16 protein-coding genes are annotated in these 15,135 nt (G+C 60.8%); 10 read left to right on the top strand and 6 right to left on the bottom strand.

The features are described 5' to 3' along the window. The first annotated feature begins 320 nt into the window (after positions 1-320). Both BI343_RS05990 and BI343_RS19570 read left to right on the top strand, forming a co-directional pair. The gene (locus BI343_RS05990; protein ID WP_083340712.1) at positions 321-1,286 is read left to right on the top strand and encodes an IS5 family transposase; all 966 of its coding nucleotides are present in this window, start codon (positions 321-323) and stop codon (positions 1,284-1,286) included. A gap of 963 nt (positions 1,287-2,249) precedes the next feature. Then, positions 2,250-2,639, top strand: coding sequence for a hypothetical protein (locus BI343_RS19570; RefSeq protein ID WP_139165661.1), 390 nt, complete (start codon positions 2,250-2,252; stop codon positions 2,637-2,639). Positions 2,640-2,944: 305 nt separating this feature from the next. Here the strand turns inward: BI343_RS19570 and treR are convergent, their stop codons facing one another. Both treR and BI343_RS05980 read right to left on the bottom strand, forming a co-directional pair. Then, positions 2,945-3,649 carry a trehalose operon repressor gene (treR, locus tag BI343_RS05985; protein ID WP_071109037.1) on the bottom strand — a complete coding sequence of 235 codons (705 nt, stop codon included), beginning with the start codon at positions 3,647-3,649 and terminating at the stop codon, positions 2,945-2,947. 81 nt (positions 3,650-3,730) lie between these two features. Then, positions 3,731-4,627, bottom strand: coding sequence for a LysR family transcriptional regulator (locus BI343_RS05980; RefSeq protein WP_071109036.1), 897 nt, complete (start codon positions 4,625-4,627; stop codon positions 3,731-3,733). A 125-nt stretch (positions 4,628-4,752) separates the two neighbouring features. Here BI343_RS05980 and aceB point away from each other — a divergent pair, with 125 nt between their 5' ends. From aceB to BI343_RS05965, 3 genes are all read left to right on the top strand, one after another. Then, positions 4,753-6,348, top strand: coding sequence for a malate synthase A (gene aceB, locus BI343_RS05975; RefSeq protein ID WP_071109035.1), 1,596 nt, complete (start codon positions 4,753-4,755; stop codon positions 6,346-6,348). Between the two features lie 148 nt (positions 6,349-6,496). Beyond that, positions 6,497-7,189, top strand: a complete 693-nt coding sequence (locus BI343_RS05970; RefSeq protein WP_071109034.1) for an SIMPL domain-containing protein — start codon at positions 6,497-6,499, stop codon at positions 7,187-7,189. An 88-nt stretch (positions 7,190-7,277) separates the two neighbouring features. Next, positions 7,278-7,889, top strand: coding sequence for a glutathione S-transferase (locus BI343_RS05965; RefSeq protein WP_071109033.1), 612 nt, complete (start codon positions 7,278-7,280; stop codon positions 7,887-7,889). 54 nt (positions 7,890-7,943) lie between these two features. Here the strand turns inward: BI343_RS05965 and BI343_RS05960 are convergent, their stop codons facing one another. After that, on the bottom strand, positions 7,944-8,627 hold the full coding sequence (locus BI343_RS05960) for a DUF1345 domain-containing protein (RefSeq protein ID WP_043627166.1): 684 nt from the start codon (positions 8,625-8,627) through the stop codon (positions 7,944-7,946). A 150-nt stretch (positions 8,628-8,777) separates the two neighbouring features. Here BI343_RS05960 and BI343_RS05955 point away from each other — a divergent pair, with 150 nt between their 5' ends. Both BI343_RS05955 and BI343_RS05950 read left to right on the top strand, forming a co-directional pair. Beyond that, positions 8,778-9,548, top strand: coding sequence for a 2OG-Fe dioxygenase family protein (locus BI343_RS05955; RefSeq protein ID WP_200886271.1), 771 nt, complete (start codon positions 8,778-8,780; stop codon positions 9,546-9,548). A gap of 77 nt (positions 9,549-9,625) precedes the next feature. After that, positions 9,626-10,015 (top strand): YybH family protein, encoded by a 390-nt coding sequence (locus BI343_RS05950; RefSeq protein ID WP_071109032.1) that lies wholly within the window; start codon positions 9,626-9,628, stop codon positions 10,013-10,015. Positions 10,016-10,104: 89 nt separating this feature from the next. On the opposite strand, the gene BI343_RS05945 is transcribed toward BI343_RS05950, so the two are convergent. From BI343_RS05945 to BI343_RS05935, 3 genes are all read right to left on the bottom strand, one after another. Then, complete coding sequence (locus BI343_RS05945; protein WP_043627171.1) at positions 10,105-10,398, bottom strand: hypothetical protein; 294 nt, start codon at positions 10,396-10,398, stop codon at positions 10,105-10,107. Between the two features lie 121 nt (positions 10,399-10,519). Then, a complete protein-coding gene (locus BI343_RS05940) occupies positions 10,520-10,735 on the bottom strand; it encodes an HP1242/YdcH family protein (RefSeq protein ID WP_043627174.1) in 216 nt (71 codons plus the stop codon). Positions 10,736-10,839: 104 nt separating this feature from the next. Further along, positions 10,840-11,739 (bottom strand): prohibitin family protein, encoded by a 900-nt coding sequence (locus BI343_RS05935; protein ID WP_139165660.1) that lies wholly within the window; start codon positions 11,737-11,739, stop codon positions 10,840-10,842. Positions 11,740-11,967: 228 nt separating this feature from the next. On the opposite strand from BI343_RS05935, the gene hflK reads away from it, so the two are divergent. The 3 genes from hflK to BI343_RS05920 are packed head-to-tail and all read left to right on the top strand — an operon-like array spanning position 11,968 to position 15,127. After that, positions 11,968-12,999, top strand: coding sequence for an FtsH protease activity modulator HflK (hflK, locus tag BI343_RS05930; protein ID WP_071109030.1), 1,032 nt, complete (start codon positions 11,968-11,970; stop codon positions 12,997-12,999). Further along, positions 12,999-13,877 (top strand): protease modulator HflC, encoded by an 879-nt coding sequence (gene hflC, locus BI343_RS05925; protein WP_071109029.1) that lies wholly within the window; start codon positions 12,999-13,001, stop codon positions 13,875-13,877. The genes hflK and hflC overlap by 1 nt, the downstream gene beginning before the upstream one ends. 11 nt (positions 13,878-13,888) lie before the next feature. Then, positions 13,889-15,127: an NRAMP family divalent metal transporter gene (locus BI343_RS05920; RefSeq protein ID WP_211269391.1), complete on the top strand. Its 1,239-nt coding sequence runs from the start codon at positions 13,889-13,891 to the stop codon at positions 15,125-15,127. Positions 15,128-15,135: the final 8 nt, after the last annotated feature.

Below are 15,135 nucleotides of genomic sequence, written 5' to 3'. Positions count from 1 at the left end.
GTCTGACTGACGGATATTTTCTCGACAGCACCTCTAGCAAATACACTGCCCCGCCAGTGGTGTGTTTCACCGAGTTTTAAGCACCACACGAAGTAATCAAACCTATACCAGGGGGATACTGATTTTGAAATCTTGACGGCATAAATTTTGCATACCAAAATATGGAAATTTTATTCAAATTTTCGAGTGGTTAACTACAGGTTTAGAGGGGCATAACATGAGTTTTGAGCTTCGTTCGACAAATGATCTAGGGAAGGTCTGAACAAGTCTCCAATCTTCCCGTAAACTGACTCCCCCTCAGTCAGATCCAGGACGCCAGCATGCGACAGCAGATGACCTTCACCGATCTCGAACTCGCCGCTAAGAAGAAGCGCACCCGCCGCGAAATCTTTCTGACAGAGATGGATCAGGTCATGCCTTGGGCGCAGCTCGAAGCCGTCATCGATCCAGTGTATCCCAAGCCTGGCAACGGTCGCCGCCCCTACCCGTTGTCCGCCATGCTGCGCGTCTACTGCCTGCAGCACTGGTACAGCCTGTCCGATCCCGCCATGGAAGAAAGCCTGTACGAGATCGCCTCCATGCGCCAGTTCGCCGGCCTCTCCCTGGACGCCGTCCCGGACGAAACCACCCTGCTGAACTTCCGCCATCTGCTGGAAAAGCACCAGCTGACCCACGCTCTGTTTACCGCCATCCACCAGCATCTCTGCGACAAAGGGCTGATGTTGAAGCAAGGCACCATCGTCGATGCCACCCTGATCCACGCGCCCAGCTCCACCAAAAACGCTCAGGGCGAGCGCGATCCGGACATGCATCAAACCAAGAAGGGCAATCAGTGGTACTTCGGCATGAAGGCCCATATCGGCGTCGACGCCCAGTCCGGCTTGGTGCATCACGTGGCCGGCACCCCCGCCAATGTGGCGGATGTCACGATGGTCGATCAGTTGTTGCACGGCGAGGAAATCGATGTGTTTGGCGACGCCGGCTTTGCTGGCGTGCACAAGCGAGCCGAACACCAATCGCGAGCGGTGCGTTGGTGGATTGCGATGAGGCCCGGCCAGCGCAAAGCGCTGACCGATTCAGCCGACGACCGGCAGATCCAGCTGGGCGAAATGGTCAAAGCCAAGATTCGGGCCAAAGTGGAGCATCCGTTTCGGGTCATCAAGCAGCAGTTTGGCTACCTGAAAACACGCTACCGCGGCTTGAAGAAGAATACCGCGCAACTGATGACGCTGTTTGGGCTGGCCAACATCTGGCTGGCGCGAAAGGCCTTGCTGGCGGCGAGTTGAAAGGGCGGATGGCCGGAAGCATCCGGTCATCCTCATGGCGCGCGATCTAGAATTGGTAGGTCTAATGCAACCGAAGCCCCCGCGAGAAATTGCATTTCTGTTTGCGTGGCAGGTTGTTCAGACCTTCCCTAGTGCGCATTGCGGCCGCTGGTGGCGGTTTCATCCTAGATGCCACGCTGAGAAGCACAGACGACTTGGTCCGGATTGCTGCTGCCGCAAGCAATCATGGGGCTCGAGTCACATTCACTGGGCTTGAGCTACGAAGCACTGATGAGCTTGTAAGAATATCTACTGCAGGAAAGGGCACAATTGTATTAGAGGAATAGTCCTTCGAACAATTCGTTCAAGCCGCCCTCCGCATCATAGCATCGACAACGTACCTGTGTGCTTCCACCGCCCCGCTACATGGTGGCTCAAAACGTTAGGTTTTTGCATGAGTTGGTGGTCATTCAAGCAATGCTCGAAAAATGAAAGTTCATCTAAAAAGATAGCAATCTTCTTTCATTAGACCTGTCATGGCCTGACGAGCTTGGCACGAAAGGGTTTTTATTACAGGCAAAACCTGGGGATGCGATAATTGGAAGGACTCATGGACGGCATGAAGTGGGTTATACATTTTATCCAACCCGGATAACTCGGAACAATGTATTTTATTCGCACAGAGGAAAAGGATACAGAGCCATCATGATCTTTCCCCTTATTGGCGCTGCAAAAACGAAAAATGCACAAAGTTCATTTTCAAGGCATGCCTGATAAAATGCAAATGCCATGCACCTATATACGAAACACGGGGCTAACACAGTCAATCCAAAACTATGTACAAACAAAACTGACGATGAAATACAGATTTAGTATTACGCAAATGTTAGCACCTAACCCATCAATCAAGCAGGGCTGCCTTCCGACCTTCCGCCTCCAGACTTTCCCCTACCCCCAACGCTAGGTTCCTGAAAGGAGTTTTAGGTGCCAAAAGTATACTCATACTATTCAGAAGAGCTGCTTTTAAAGTTTTCAATTGACAACTCAGCCGGGGCAAACGAACCTTCATGGCAAGAAACTGAAAACTACCCTCCACTACCACCACGTGAAGCAATTGAAATATCTAGACTTACTCTATTACTCATCCTCAAAGACTACCCTTGGGCAGAGCCTGAGTTCCATTCCTGCGCATTGAAAAGAACTAGCGAATACGAGGGTAATTGGTGGTACTACGACATAGATTGGATGGTTTGGCCACCTGAACAAGATGGCAGCGATAGAAGTGGAATAAATGTGCCAGTAATGCTAAACGGCAAAGTACCTCCATATGAGGTATTTAAATATGAAGATCGGGTGCTCGCATGGAAAACCTAAACAGTCCATCAAATGGTTGATCTAGGACCACCATTTATGCCCAACATTAGAACTCAATCCATGTTTAATCTTTCAGCACTGAAACGCTACCAGCTAGCACTGCCGTGCAACCGACGACTCAGAACTATTTAAAAAAGGGACAGGCCACGATTTTCATCAACTCAGCCAGATGAAATTACAAGTGGCCAGCCCCCCCCTTTTTCTTCTGCAGACCTCTTCGTGAAATTAAATGTAGCCTGCTTCCCTTATGCCCTGCCCAAAGTCCGATTACACAAACTCTGCACCCCATCCACGGAGAGAAAAAACTACCGCCGCGCAATATCCGTGAAATAAAACTTATCCAAACGGTGCCGCGATTCGGTGTATTCGAACAGCCGGCCGTCGTAGAGGTGCGTCAGGTTTTTGACCACGATCACGTGATCCATCCCGTTGAGGTCCAGGTAACGGCGGTCGTCGTCGTTGCAGGGCTGGGCCTCGATGATGCGCTGGGCGTAGCTGATGGTCAGCCCCAGATCCTGCTCGATGTAGCGGTAGATGGAGCCGGCGGCGATGTCCGCGTTCAGGCCGGGCACCAGGCCGGCCACGAAGTGGTTGATGTCCAGGATCACATTCTCGCCGTCGATATTGCGCACCCGCTTGATCTTGACCATGCCGGTGCCCTCGGCCAGGCCGGTGGCCTTGGCCAGCGCCGCGTCGGCGGGCTGCGCCGCCAGCTCCGCCACTTGCGACACCACCTTGCGCCCCATGCGTTCGTTCATTTCCTGGAAGCTGACGATGCCGCTGAGCTGGAATTCGATATTGCCCGGCTTGAGCACGAACATGCCCTTGCCGTGAATTTTCTGCACGTAGCCGCGCTCCTGCAGCATGTCCACCGCCTTGCGCACAGTGCCGCGGCTGGCGTCGTAGCTGTGCATCAGCTCGGATTCGGATGGGATGCGCTCGCCCTGGGCGTAACGCCGGTTGTCGATGTCGGCGACGATGTCGGAATAGATCTGATGGTATTTGTTCACGTTGTTTGTCTTCTTGTGCTCGCGGCCCCTGCGCGGCGAGGCCCTACCTTAGCAAGCCGGGGCCGGCGCGGCAAACCGCCCTCAATCCCAATAGCCCGGCGCGGCGTAGGCGGCCTTCAAATGCTCGATGAAATGCCGCACCCTGGCCGGCAGCAGCTTGCGCTGCGGCACCACCGCGTACACCGGGTAGTCCGGCGACGAGAAATCGTCGAGCACCGTGGCCAGCCGGCCTTTGGACAGATCGTCCTTGACCTCCCACAGCGAGCGCCAGGCCAGGCCCAGTCCCTGCAGCGCCCAGTCGTGCAGCACCGCACCGTCGTTGCACTCCAGCGCGCCGGACACTTTCAGGTTCACCGGCTTGCCGTCCACCACGAAACTCCAGCCCCGGCTCTGGCTCTCGCCCAACGACAGGCACTGGTGGCGCTGCAGATCCTCCAGCACGCGCGGCGCGCCGTGGGTGGCCAGATAGTCTGGAGACGCCACCACCACGCGCCGGTTTTCCGCCAGGCGGATCGCCACCAGGCTGGAGTCGGCCAGGTCGGAGATGCGGATCGCGCAGTCGATTCGATCGCGCTGCAAATCCACCAATCGATCGGACAGCTCCAAGGTGACTTTCACTTCCGGATGCCGGCGCTGAAACGCCGCGACGTGCGTTGCCACATGGCGGCGGCCGAAACCGGCCGGCGCGGACAAGCGCAAATGGCCGCGCGCCTTGCCGCTGCCGGACGCCACTGCGGCCTCGGCCTCTGTCAAATCGGCCAGGATGCGCAGGCAGTCCTCGTAGAAGGCCTCGCCCTCCTGCGTCGGCGCCACGCTGCGGGTGCTGCGCACCAGGAGGCGCACCCCCAGCCGCTCCTCCAGCGCGTCCAGCCGCCGCCCCACCATGGCCGGCACCACGCCCAGCTGCCGCGCCGCGGCCGACAAGCTGCCCAGCCCCACCACAGCGACGAAGGTCTCCAGCTGCTTCAGCTCGCTCATTAGCTACCTAAAAGTAAAAGATGTTGTGCAATTCATGCCATTTCTTTTTACTCGCGCGGCGAATAGACTGTCAAACATTGCATTGCAGCATCATCATGTCATCTTCTCTACACAGGAGCGCGCGCATGGCAGTCAATCTCCCGCAGGGCGTGGAAGTTCTCGCCGACATCACTCCGGCCTACGCCGAAATCCTCACTCCCGAGGCGCTGGCCTTCGTCGCCAAGCTGCACCGCCGCTTCGAGCCGACACGCCGCGAGCGCATCGCCGCCCGCGCCGCGCGCCAGGCCGAGCTGGACGCCGGCAAGCTGCCGGACTTCCTGCCCCAAACCGCCGCCGTGCGCGCCGGCGACTGGAAGATCGCCCCGCTGCCGGCGGACCTGCTGGACCGCCGGGTGGAAATCACCGGCCCGGTGGAGCGCAAGATGATGATCAACGCGCTGAATTCGGGTGCCAAGAGCTTCATGGCGGACTTCGAGGACTCCAACTGCCCGAGCTGGGACAACCAGATCGCCGGCCAGATCAATGTCCGCGACGCCTACCGCAAAACCATTTCCTACCAGAGCCCGGAAGGCAAGCAGTACCGGCTGAACGATACCGTCGCCACCCTGCTGCTGCGCCCGCGCGGCTGGCACCTGATGGAAAAGCACGTCAAGGTGGACGGCGAGATCGTGTCCGGCAGCCTGTTCGACTTCGCCCTGTCGTTCTTCCACAACATCCATTACCTGCGCGAACGCGGCAGCGCCACTTATTACTACCTGCCCAAGATGGAAAGCCATCTGGAAGCGCGGCTGTTGAACGACGTGTTCGTGTTCGCCCAGGATGAGCTGGGCGTGCCGCAAGGCACCATCAAGGCCACGGTGCTGATCGAAACCATCCTCGCCGCCTTCGAAATGGACGAAATCCTGTACGAGCTGCGCGAGCATTCCGCCGGCCTCAACGCCGGCCGTTGGGACTACATCTTCAGCTGCATCAAGAAGTTCAAGCAGAACCGCGACTTCTGCCTGGCCAACCGCGCGCTGATCACCATGACCGTGCCCTTCATGCGCGCCTACGCCCTGCTGCTGCTGAAAACCTGCCACCACCGCGACGCGCCGGCCATAGGCGGCATGGCGGCGCTGATTCCGATCAAGAACGACGCGGCCGCCAATGAAAAGGCGCTGGCCGGCGTGAAGGCGGACAAGGACCGCGACGCCACCGACGGCTACGACGGCGGCTGGGTGGCCCACCCGGGCCTGGTGCCGATCGCAAACGCCGCTTTCAGCGCCGCGCTGGGCGACGCGCCCAATCAGATCGCCAAACAACGCCCGGACGTGCAGGTTTCCGCGGCCGACCTGCTGAACTTCCAGCCGGAAACGCCGATCACCGAAGCGGGCCTGGCCATGAACATCAACGTCGGCATCCAGTACCTGGGCGCCTGGATCTCCGGCAACGGCTGCGTGCCGATACACAATCTGATGGAGGACGCCGCCACCGCCGAGATTTCTCGCTCGCAGATCTGGCAATGGATACGCTCGCCCAAGGGCGTGCTGGACGACGGCCGCAAGGTGACGGTGGAGCTGTTCCGCGAGCTGCAGGCCAGGGAAGTCGCCAAGCTGCAAGCCGAATACGGCGCGCGCTGGACCCGCCAATACGAGGACGCGGCCAGGATGTTCGACCTGCTCACCACCTCGGACGACTTCGTCGAGTTCCTGACGCTGCCGGGCTACGAATACATCGACTGACGGCCTGCCATGGCTTGCCAAACGGCCCCTCGCGGGCCGTTTGGCATTTTTCAACCACCAAAAAAATGCCAAACCGCATGGAACCGGCGCTTGCCAAGCAGATCGAAGCGGAGTCTACTTTCCGCTATCCATCCGCTCAGGAGCCGACATGAAAAAGTCCCGCATCAAACCCATGCTGATGTGCTGCCTGTTGGCTGGCGCGGCGCCGTTCGCCGCCGCCGACGGCATCCAGCTCAATCTATCCGCCAATGCACAGCGGGAAGTCCCTAACGACGAGATCTCCGCCACGTTGTATGTGCAACAAAGCAACAGTCAAGCGGCAGTCCTGGCGGACAAGCTGAACAAGATCACCGCCAGCAGCTTGGCGCAAGGCAAAACGTATAAGGAAGTCCAGCTTTCCAGCGGCAGCTACAACACCTGGCCCAGCTACGACAAAAACGGCAAGATCAACGGCTGGCAAGGCCGTTCGGAAATCCAGCTGAAGAGCCGGAACTTCAGCCAGGCGGCCGAACTGATCGCCAAGCTGCAGCAAACCATGCTGTTGCAGGGCGTGCAATTCGGCGTATCCGATCAAGCGCGGCGCGAGACCGAGCAAGGCATGATTCCGGAGGCCATCGCCAGCCTGAAGAGCCAGGCCGAGATCGCCGCCAAGGCCCTGGGCAAGAGCGTCGTCAACATTCAGCAGCTGGACATCGGCCAGCAAAACCACGGCTTCAGGCCCCCGGTCATGATGATGAAGGCGGCGATGGCCGGTACCGAAGCCAATGTCGCCCAGCCAGACCTGCAACCGGGGCAAAGCCAGCTGCAACTGCAAGTCAGCGGCAAGGTCGAACTCAAGTAAGGCTTTCAGCCCCGGCCGGCTTGCGCTACAGTTAGGTGCTGGCCGCCCCGGGGGCCGGCAACCTCCCGTCATTTCTCCATCGCCGAAAATGAAACTGATCGCCTCTTTGACCAGCCCCTATGCCCGCAAGGTGCGCATCGTGCTGGCTGAAAAGAAAATCGACTGCCCGCTCGAGGAAGATGTGCCCTGGAGCGACCACACCCGCGTGCCGGAGTACAACCCGCTGGGCAAGGTGCCCGTGCTGGAACTGGACGACGGCTCCACCCTGTATGACTCGCGGGTGATCGTCGAATATCTGGAAAACAGCTCGCCGGTGTCGCGGCTGCTGCCGCAGGACAACCGTCAGATCATCAATACCCGGCGCTGGGAGGCGCTGGCGGACGGCATCATCGACGCCATGGTGACCATCGTGCTGGAACATCGCCGCCCGCCTGAAAAGCAGATGGAGGAAGTGGTGGAGCGCCAGCGCGGCAAGATCATGCGCGGCCTGGCCGCGCTGTCGGAAGACCTGGGCGAGAAACCGTGGTGCACCAGCCACGGCTACAGCCTGGCCGATATCGCCGTTGGCTGCTGCCTGGCTTATCTGGACTTCCGCGCGCCGGAGATTCAATGGCGCGCCGCGTATCCGAACCTGGATGCGCTGCTGCAGCGTTTGAACCAACGCCAGTCCTTCATCGACACCGAGCCGCCCGCAGCCTGAGTTTTACCGGCTCCCGGCAAAACGCCACCGGCGCAATCCGGTGGCGTTTGCCATTCAAATCAAGCCGGCGGCGATATTGATCATCAAGGCCAGCACGGTGGCATTGAAGAAGAAAGCCAGCACGCAATGCACGGTGCCGGTGCGGCGCTGGCAAGCGCTGGTGAAGCTGACGTCGGCGGTCTGGCCGGAGGTGCCGATGATGAAAGCGAAATAGAGAAAATCGCTGTAGTCCGGTTGATCCGTGCCCGGAAACTCCAAGCCGCCGGACGCGCCCCGCGCCTGCTCTGCATAAAAAGCCCGCGCATAGTGCAAGGCGAACATCACATGGGTAAACGCCCACGAGGACAACAGCGTCAGCACCGCCAAACCGATATGGGTTGCGCGTTGCCAGCCATGCATGTCCTTGACCACAGCCAACTCCATCACGATGGCGCTCAGGCTGGCTCCCGCCGCCAGACACACCAGCAACAGCACCAGCCACTGCCCTTCATCCTCCAACCTGGCCCAATGCCTCACCGACTGGCGGCGCGGCCCGAACATCATGCCGCCGGCCAAGGCCAGATACAGCCAAGCGCCGGCGTTCCAGCCGACGATATAGCGAGTGACATCGTGCATCTCGAAGACATAAGGCAGGATCAGGATGACCAACATGCCGAACAGCGCCGACCCGCTCAAGCGGGGTCGGGCCAGCACGAGGCGGACTAAGAGAGAACGACGGGCGATGGCGAACAGGGTCATGGACTACTCTTGCTCCTTGATTGAGGCGGATCGAAGCATCTGGGACGGGCGCAAAGTCCCGATTGGCATGCGCAATTTATAACAAATATTTATTTTTGTTTTTTCAAAAAAACAGGCACAATCCGCGAATCCACAAAACAGGACAAATGCATGAACTCGGCATCTTATTCGCCACAGCCGCCTGCGATGCTGAATGATGACGCCTTGCTCGAGCCGGTTTGCCAAAAGCTGGCATGCCAGGATTTCTGCCTGCTTCCAGCGGACCGGACCCGTCAGCTGCTATTGCAGGACAATGCGTCGGCGCTGGATGACTGGGAAGCGTTCCATGATAGCTGGAACCACTTGCAGTTGGACAAATTCATGGCGGATGGCGGCCGCTACCGCAAACGGCTGCACGCCACCCTCAGCGCCGAGCCCGGCGCGCGCCACGCCCGCGCCGAGCCGCATCAGCCGCATTACCAAAGCCGCTTCTACAATCCGCTGAACGGCGGCGTCCCGCGCCACTACGAGCCGATACGCAACGAGATCCTGCTCGGTCACACCATGCAATCCGTGCTAAAGCTCGCTTGCAGCGTGTTCGGCAAGCTCTCGCCATACACGCCGTGGCACATCGAGGCGCACCAGTACCGGATCGAGGCGCGCAACCGCCTGTCGGGCAAACCCACCCCGGAAGGCATACACCGCGACGGCATGCAGTTTCTGTTGATCATGATGGTAGGACGCCACAATCTGGTGAACGGCGCCACTGAACTGTACAACTTGGAACATGAGCCGCTTGCCGAGTTCACGCTGACCGACCCGCTGGACCTGGTTCTCATCAACGACGAACGGGTGCTGCACGGGGTGACGCCGGTCGCGCAACTGGACCCCTCCCGCGATGGCATACGCGATGTGCTGTTGCTGAGTTTTAGGCGGCGCTGACGCTGCCCGGCGGTCCGGATATCCAGACCGCGCAAACCGGCGTAAAGTGACGATATCGCCCGAATGAGGAGGCCGCCATGCAAGATCATCCCGTCGCCCAGCTGATCGCCGCCGCCGACGCGGCGATCAACGCGCAAGACTTTGAACGGCTCATGGATTTCTACGCCGACGACGCCGTTCTGGTGATCCGCCCTGGACTCAACGCCTGCGGCAAAGAGCAGATCCGGCAAGCCTTTATCGCCATCGCCGCCCACTTCAACCACAGCCTGCAAGTCAGCCAGGACGCCGTGCACATCCTGCACAGCGGCGCCAGCGCGCTGGCGCTGGCCAAAACCCGGCTGAAGGCGGATGAGCTGGACGAAATCACTCGCGACGCCACCTATGTCTTCGCTCAGGATACTGACGGCGCCTGGCGCTGCACCATAGACAACTCCTACGGCCACCAATTGCTGGAGCCGCAGCAGTAAGCCAAAACTGGCATGCGAATAGACAATGGCGGCGCAATGCGCGCCGCCATCGTAAAAGGCATGATGGTCCACCACCAGCCTGGCAAGGGTCAGATCAGGTCCCCATTGATTCCCAAGGCCTGCAACAACTGCTCCGGCGTGTCTGCCTTGGCGAAAGCCAGCCGTAGTTTATTGAAGGCCTGAGCGGCATGATCGGGATGCTTGGCGAACGGCACCAGGCCGTCATAGCTCCATCCCGCCGCCGCCAGCGCCTGCTTGCGGAAATTCATACCGTCGTTGCCGCCGCCCCCCATGGCCACCAGGGCCTGCTCCATCAGGACGTGCGGCTGCGGCGTCCGGCTGAGGGTGACAAAATGCTTGCTGTGAACTTCGTCGAAGTGCATGGTTGCGTCCCCGTCCCTGCATGATCGTTTTATAGTTTTAGCTCCAACTATTCCGATGTGCAGCAAAAAAAGCCGAAACCAATGGTTTCGGCTGCTCCGACGCGGGCAAGCGATGAGGCGATCAGGACGTGTGCGACTTCAACAAGACGTACAACTCGTCCTTCAGTTTCAGCTTTTCTTTCTTCAGCACTTCAATTTCATGCTGCGTGGCGGAGACAATCCGTTCTTCCATGTTCTTGATCTGCTGATCCAGCTGGTTGTGCAGGTCGAACAACTTGGCGAAACGGGCATCTTCTGTCTTCAGGCGGGAAATCAGATCGCGGTATTCGGGAAACATCAGCAGTCTCCTGGGTGGGGTGTCGGCGCTGGCCGCGCCGGCTCATGACCCCATGCTAAAGGCAAATTCCCGCAGGGCGCTTGACCTGCCTCAGCTAAAGCGCCTCATTTCTGCGCGGCGGGCGCCGGAATGTTCAACAGCATGCCGCCGCCTTCCCCGCTGACCACGCCAGGCATCTGGCCATTCCATTTATCAATGTAGGCGCGCTGCAGCTTCAGCCTTTCCCAGGCCAGCAGCCTGTCGTCCAGCGACGAGGCCAGCGCGCGGTTGGCTGCCGCCTCGCCCTCGGCGATGGCCACTTTTTTCCTTGCCTCGGCCTGGGCCGCGCGCACTTCGTTTTCGGTGCGGATGGAGTCCTGGATCGCCTTGGTCTTGGCATTGACCGCGTTGGCCAGCTCCGGCGGCGGCCTCAGCGCGCCCACCAGGCCGAATTGCTGGATGGTCACGCCTATCGGCTGCGTGCGCCGGTTCAGTTCCGCCGTCACGCGATTCAGAAACTCCTCTTTCTTGACGCCATTGATATCGTCGAAACTGTATTCGGAACCGATGGCCACCACGATATTGCGGGCGGTGTCGCGCAGATAGCCATGCGTCCAGTTGGAGATGTCGTCTGCGCGGAAGCGGGTATAGAACTCCGGTACCTTGTCGGCGCGCAGCAGGTAGGACACGGCCACGTCTATCGCCACCGGCACCGAATCCTTGGTATTGAAACTCAACTCCTCGTTGGCCGGGCTGCCCTCGGTAGCCGACCGGGTCCATACCTCGCGCTGCACGAAGGTGGGGTACACCACCACTACGCTCTGGATGGGGTTGTAAAACACAAAGCCCGTGACCACGTTTTCCTTGCTGATGCCGCGGTCCACCAAACGGTTGATCTTGATGCCGGTATAACCGGGATTGATTACGGTCCAGCTCAACACGGTCTTGTCCAATATATTGAACAATATGATTAAGCCCAGTGCCGCCACGCCCAGTTTCCACATCCATCCCTTCAACGCTTGCATGCCATCATCCCGATAAATGGGCAACGGTGCCGCCGGCGCCATCCGCCAGCCATCTGCCCACCACAGCATATGTCTTGCAAACAATTTGATGCAATATGGATAGGGCAGGTTTGCGATGGTTGCCATCCGAACGCATCGGCAATGGGCTAAATTGGCAACAGATGTCATCCAAGCGGCATCGACTGCGTTAACCGGCTTAGCAACAAGGTCAAAAACCAGGATCCTCAAATGCCCAGCCCGCTCCCGCCCCAGGAAACCCATGCCGCGGATTCGACATTCAGCGCCATTCGCCAGCGTCTGGACTACACGCTGGCCTTGTTAGGCATGCGCGGCAAGGGGCTGGCGCTGCTATCGGGCATGGCCGCCATCATCTGGCTGGCTTCGGGCATCTATCGCGTGCAGCCCGACGAGCAAGGCGTGGTGCAGCGCTTCGGCCGCTGGACGGACACCACCTCGGCCGGCCTGCACTATCATCTGCCGTGGCCGGTCGAAACCGTGCAGCTGCCCAAGGCCACCCAGATCAAGCAACTGAAACTGGCCAACTTGTACGAAGGCTCGCCGCCGGACGCGGCCGACCCGCGCGAGAAGCAGATGCTGACCGGCGACGAAAACATCGTCGAGGCCGATTGCGCGGTATTCTGGCGCATCAAGGACGCCGGCCAGTTCCTGTTCCGCACCAACAAGCCGGAAGAGGCGCTGCGCATCACCGCCGAGGGCGCCTTGCGCGAGGTGCTCTCGCACACCCCGATCCAGGCGGCGATGTCCAACCGCCGCCAGCAGGTGGCCGAAGAGACCCGCGGCCTGATCCAGCAAAGGCTTGACGCCCAGCAAGCCGGCATCCTGATCACCCAGGTGCAGCTGCAGCGGGTGGACCCGCCGGCGGCGGTGATAGACGCTTTCAACGACGTGCAGCGCGCCCGCGCCGACCAGGAGCGCGCCCGCAACGAGGCCCAGGCCTACAGCAACGACATCCTGCCCAAAGCGCGCGGCGAGGCGGAGCGCATCCGCCAGGAGGCCGAGGCCTATCGCAGCCAGGTGGTCAATCTGGCGCAGGGCGAGGCCAAACGCTTTGATTCGGTGTACCAGACCTATGCCCAAGCCAAGGATGTGACCGCCTGGCGCTTGTATCTGGAAAGCATGGACGAGATGCTGAAGAAAGCCAGCAAGGTGGTGATAGACGGCGGCGGCAAGAACGGCGCCGGCGTGCTGCCGCTGCTGCAATTGCAAGACAAAGCCAAGCCCGGCAAGGAGAACCGCTGATGGACAAGCAATGGCGCGGGGTAGGCTGGGTGGCGGGCATTGCCGCCGTATGGCTGGCCTTGTCGGCGCAATACACTTTGAACGAGGGGCAGAAGGCGCTGGTGGTGCGCTTGGGCGCGCCGGTCAACGTGGATGGCGAGCCGGGGCTGAAATTCAAGCTGCCGCTGATTGATAGCGTGCAGTATTACGATACCCGTCTGCAAATACTGGCGCCGCCGCCGGAGCAGATCATTCTGGGCGACGAGAAGCGGCTGGAAGTGGAAACCTATACCCGCTATCGCATCGCCGACACCCTGCGCTTCTACCAGGCGCTGCGCACCGAGGAGCAGGCCCGCGCGCAGCTGACGCAGCTGGTCAGCACCTCGCTCAGGCGCGAGCTGGGCAAGGCGCCGCTGACCGACCTGCTGTCGCCGCGCCGCCGCGGCATTGTCGAACGCATCCAGCAGGAAGTGATGGAGCGCGCCCGACCGATGGGGCTGGAAGTCACCGAGGTGCAGCTGCACCGCGCCGACCTACCCCTGGAAACCAGCCAGGCCATCTACGACCGGATGAAATCGGCCCGCCAGCAGGAGGCCAAGGAATTGCGCGCCCAGGGCGCGGAATGGGCGCAGCAGATACAGGCCAAGGCCGAGCGCGACCGCACCGTGATCCTGTCCGAGGCGCAGCGCCAAAGCGCCATCACCCACGGCGAGGCCGACGCCGAGGCCGGCCGCATCCTGGCCCAGGCCTTCAGCCGCGATCCCAAATTCTACAAGTTCTACCGCTCGCTGCAGACCTATCGCCAGTCTCTGGCGGATTCCGCGCCGGTGCTGGTGCTGTCGCCCGATTCGGCGCTGCTGCATGACCTGAAAAACGGCCCCGCGGCCGGCAAGCCATGAGCGGGGCCGACATGTCGCTGCAACCGTCGACGATGCGCCGCTTGCGCCACCTGCTGGCGGCCGTCGGCCCCGGCCTGGTGGTGATGCTGGCCGACACCGAAACCGGCAGCGTGATCGCCGCCGCGCAGAGCGGCGCGCACTGGGGCTACCGCATGCTGCCGCTGCTCTTGCTGCTGATTCCCGTGCTGTACCTGGCGCAGGAGCTGACGATACGGTTGGCGCTGGGCACCGGCAAGAGCTATGGCGAGCTGGTGCGCCGGCGCTGGGGACGCCGCGCCGAGCGGGCCTCCGCGGCTCTGCTGCTGACTAGCTGCCTGGGCGCGCTGGCCACCCAATTGAGCGGCCTGGCCGGCATCGCCCAAATCTTCGGCATTCCGGTCTGGCACAGCATAGGGCTCTTGTGCGCGCTGATTTTCATCATGGTGTGCAACGGCAGCTACCGCTCGGTGGAACGCATCGCCATTGGCCTGGGCGTGTTCGAGCTGGCCTTCCTGGCCGAAGCGTGGCTGGCCCGCCCGGCGCCAGGACAAATGCTGGCGCAGCTCAGCCAGCTGCCGCTGGCCAATCACGATTTCCTGTTGCTCGCCGCCGCCAATATCGGCACCTGCGTCATGCCGTGGACGCTGTGCTACCAACAGTCGGCCATGCTGGACAAGGGCCTGTCGCTGGATGACCTGAAACCGGCCCGGCTGGACACGCTGCTCGGCGCCATTCTGTGCCAAGTCATCACCGCCGGCATCCTGATCGCCGCCGCGGTGGCGTTCGGCAACGGCGCCGGCGGACAAAGCCTGGACACCATCCCGCAGATCGCCGGCGGTTTCACCCGCCTGCTCGGCCCCACCGGCGGCAAGCTGCTGTTCGCGCTGGCCCTGTCCGGCGGCGCGCTGGTCGCCACCATCGTGGTATGCCTCACCAGCGCCTGGACGCTGGGCGAGCTGGCCGGCAAACGCGAGTCGCTGGAAAAGCACCCGCTGGAGGCGCCCTGGTTCTACGGCAGTTTCGCCGCCATGCTGATCGTCACCGGCGCGCTGGTGTCGTCCGGCGTGAATCTGGTCAAGCTGTCCATCGCCACCTCGGTGGCCAACGCGCTGCTGCTGCCGGTCATGCTGGCCGGCCTGTATTGGCTGGCATGCCGCGAGCTGCCGCCGGCGTTGCAGCTAAGCCGGCGCTACCGGCTGGCGCTGGCGGCGCTCTTGCTGCCGGTGGCTGGCTTCAGCCTCTACGCCGGCATCGTCGGCAGCCTGGGCTAAAGGACAAA

This window comes from Chromobacterium amazonense (genome assembly GCF_001855565.1).
Lineage (GTDB): Bacteria > Pseudomonadota > Gammaproteobacteria > Burkholderiales > Chromobacteriaceae > Chromobacterium > Chromobacterium amazonense.
The sequence above is the reverse complement of the archived record's forward strand: the minus strand, read 5'-3'. Positions and strand labels throughout refer to the sequence as shown.

Bases quoted from the DNA above. Each gene is read 5' to 3' on its own strand.
- BI343_RS05945 (WP_043627171.1), bottom strand. From the start codon at position 10,398: ATGCACTTCGACGAAGTTCACAGCAAGCATTTTGTCACCCTCAGCCGG.
- BI343_RS05990 (WP_083340712.1), top strand. From the start codon at position 321: ATGCGACAGCAGATGACCTTCACCGATCTCGAACTCGCCGCTAAGAAG.
- BI343_RS05940 (WP_043627174.1), bottom strand. From the start codon at position 10,735: ATGTTTCCCGAATACCGCGATCTGATTTCCCGCCTGAAGACAGAAGAT.
- hflK (WP_071109030.1), top strand. From the start codon at position 11,968: ATGCCCAGCCCGCTCCCGCCCCAGGAAACCCATGCCGCGGATTCGACA.
- BI343_RS05970 (WP_071109034.1), top strand. From the start codon at position 6,497: ATGAAAAAGTCCCGCATCAAACCCATGCTGATGTGCTGCCTGTTGGCT.
- BI343_RS05950 (WP_071109032.1), top strand. From the start codon at position 9,626: ATGCAAGATCATCCCGTCGCCCAGCTGATCGCCGCCGCCGACGCGGCG.
- BI343_RS05920 (WP_211269391.1), top strand. From the start codon at position 13,889: ATGTCGCTGCAACCGTCGACGATGCGCCGCTTGCGCCACCTGCTGGCG.
- BI343_RS05935 (WP_139165660.1), bottom strand. From the start codon at position 11,739: ATGCAAGCGTTGAAGGGATGGATGTGGAAACTGGGCGTGGCGGCACTG.
- BI343_RS05965 (WP_071109033.1), top strand. From the start codon at position 7,278: ATGAAACTGATCGCCTCTTTGACCAGCCCCTATGCCCGCAAGGTGCGC.
- BI343_RS05955 (WP_200886271.1), top strand. From the start codon at position 8,778: ATGAACTCGGCATCTTATTCGCCACAGCCGCCTGCGATGCTGAATGAT.
- BI343_RS05980 (WP_071109036.1), bottom strand. From the start codon at position 4,627: ATGAGCGAGCTGAAGCAGCTGGAGACCTTCGTCGCTGTGGTGGGGCTG.
- hflC (WP_071109029.1), top strand. From the start codon at position 12,999: ATGGACAAGCAATGGCGCGGGGTAGGCTGGGTGGCGGGCATTGCCGCC.
- BI343_RS05960 (WP_043627166.1), bottom strand. From the start codon at position 8,627: ATGACCCTGTTCGCCATCGCCCGTCGTTCTCTCTTAGTCCGCCTCGTG.
- aceB (WP_071109035.1), top strand. From the start codon at position 4,753: ATGGCAGTCAATCTCCCGCAGGGCGTGGAAGTTCTCGCCGACATCACT.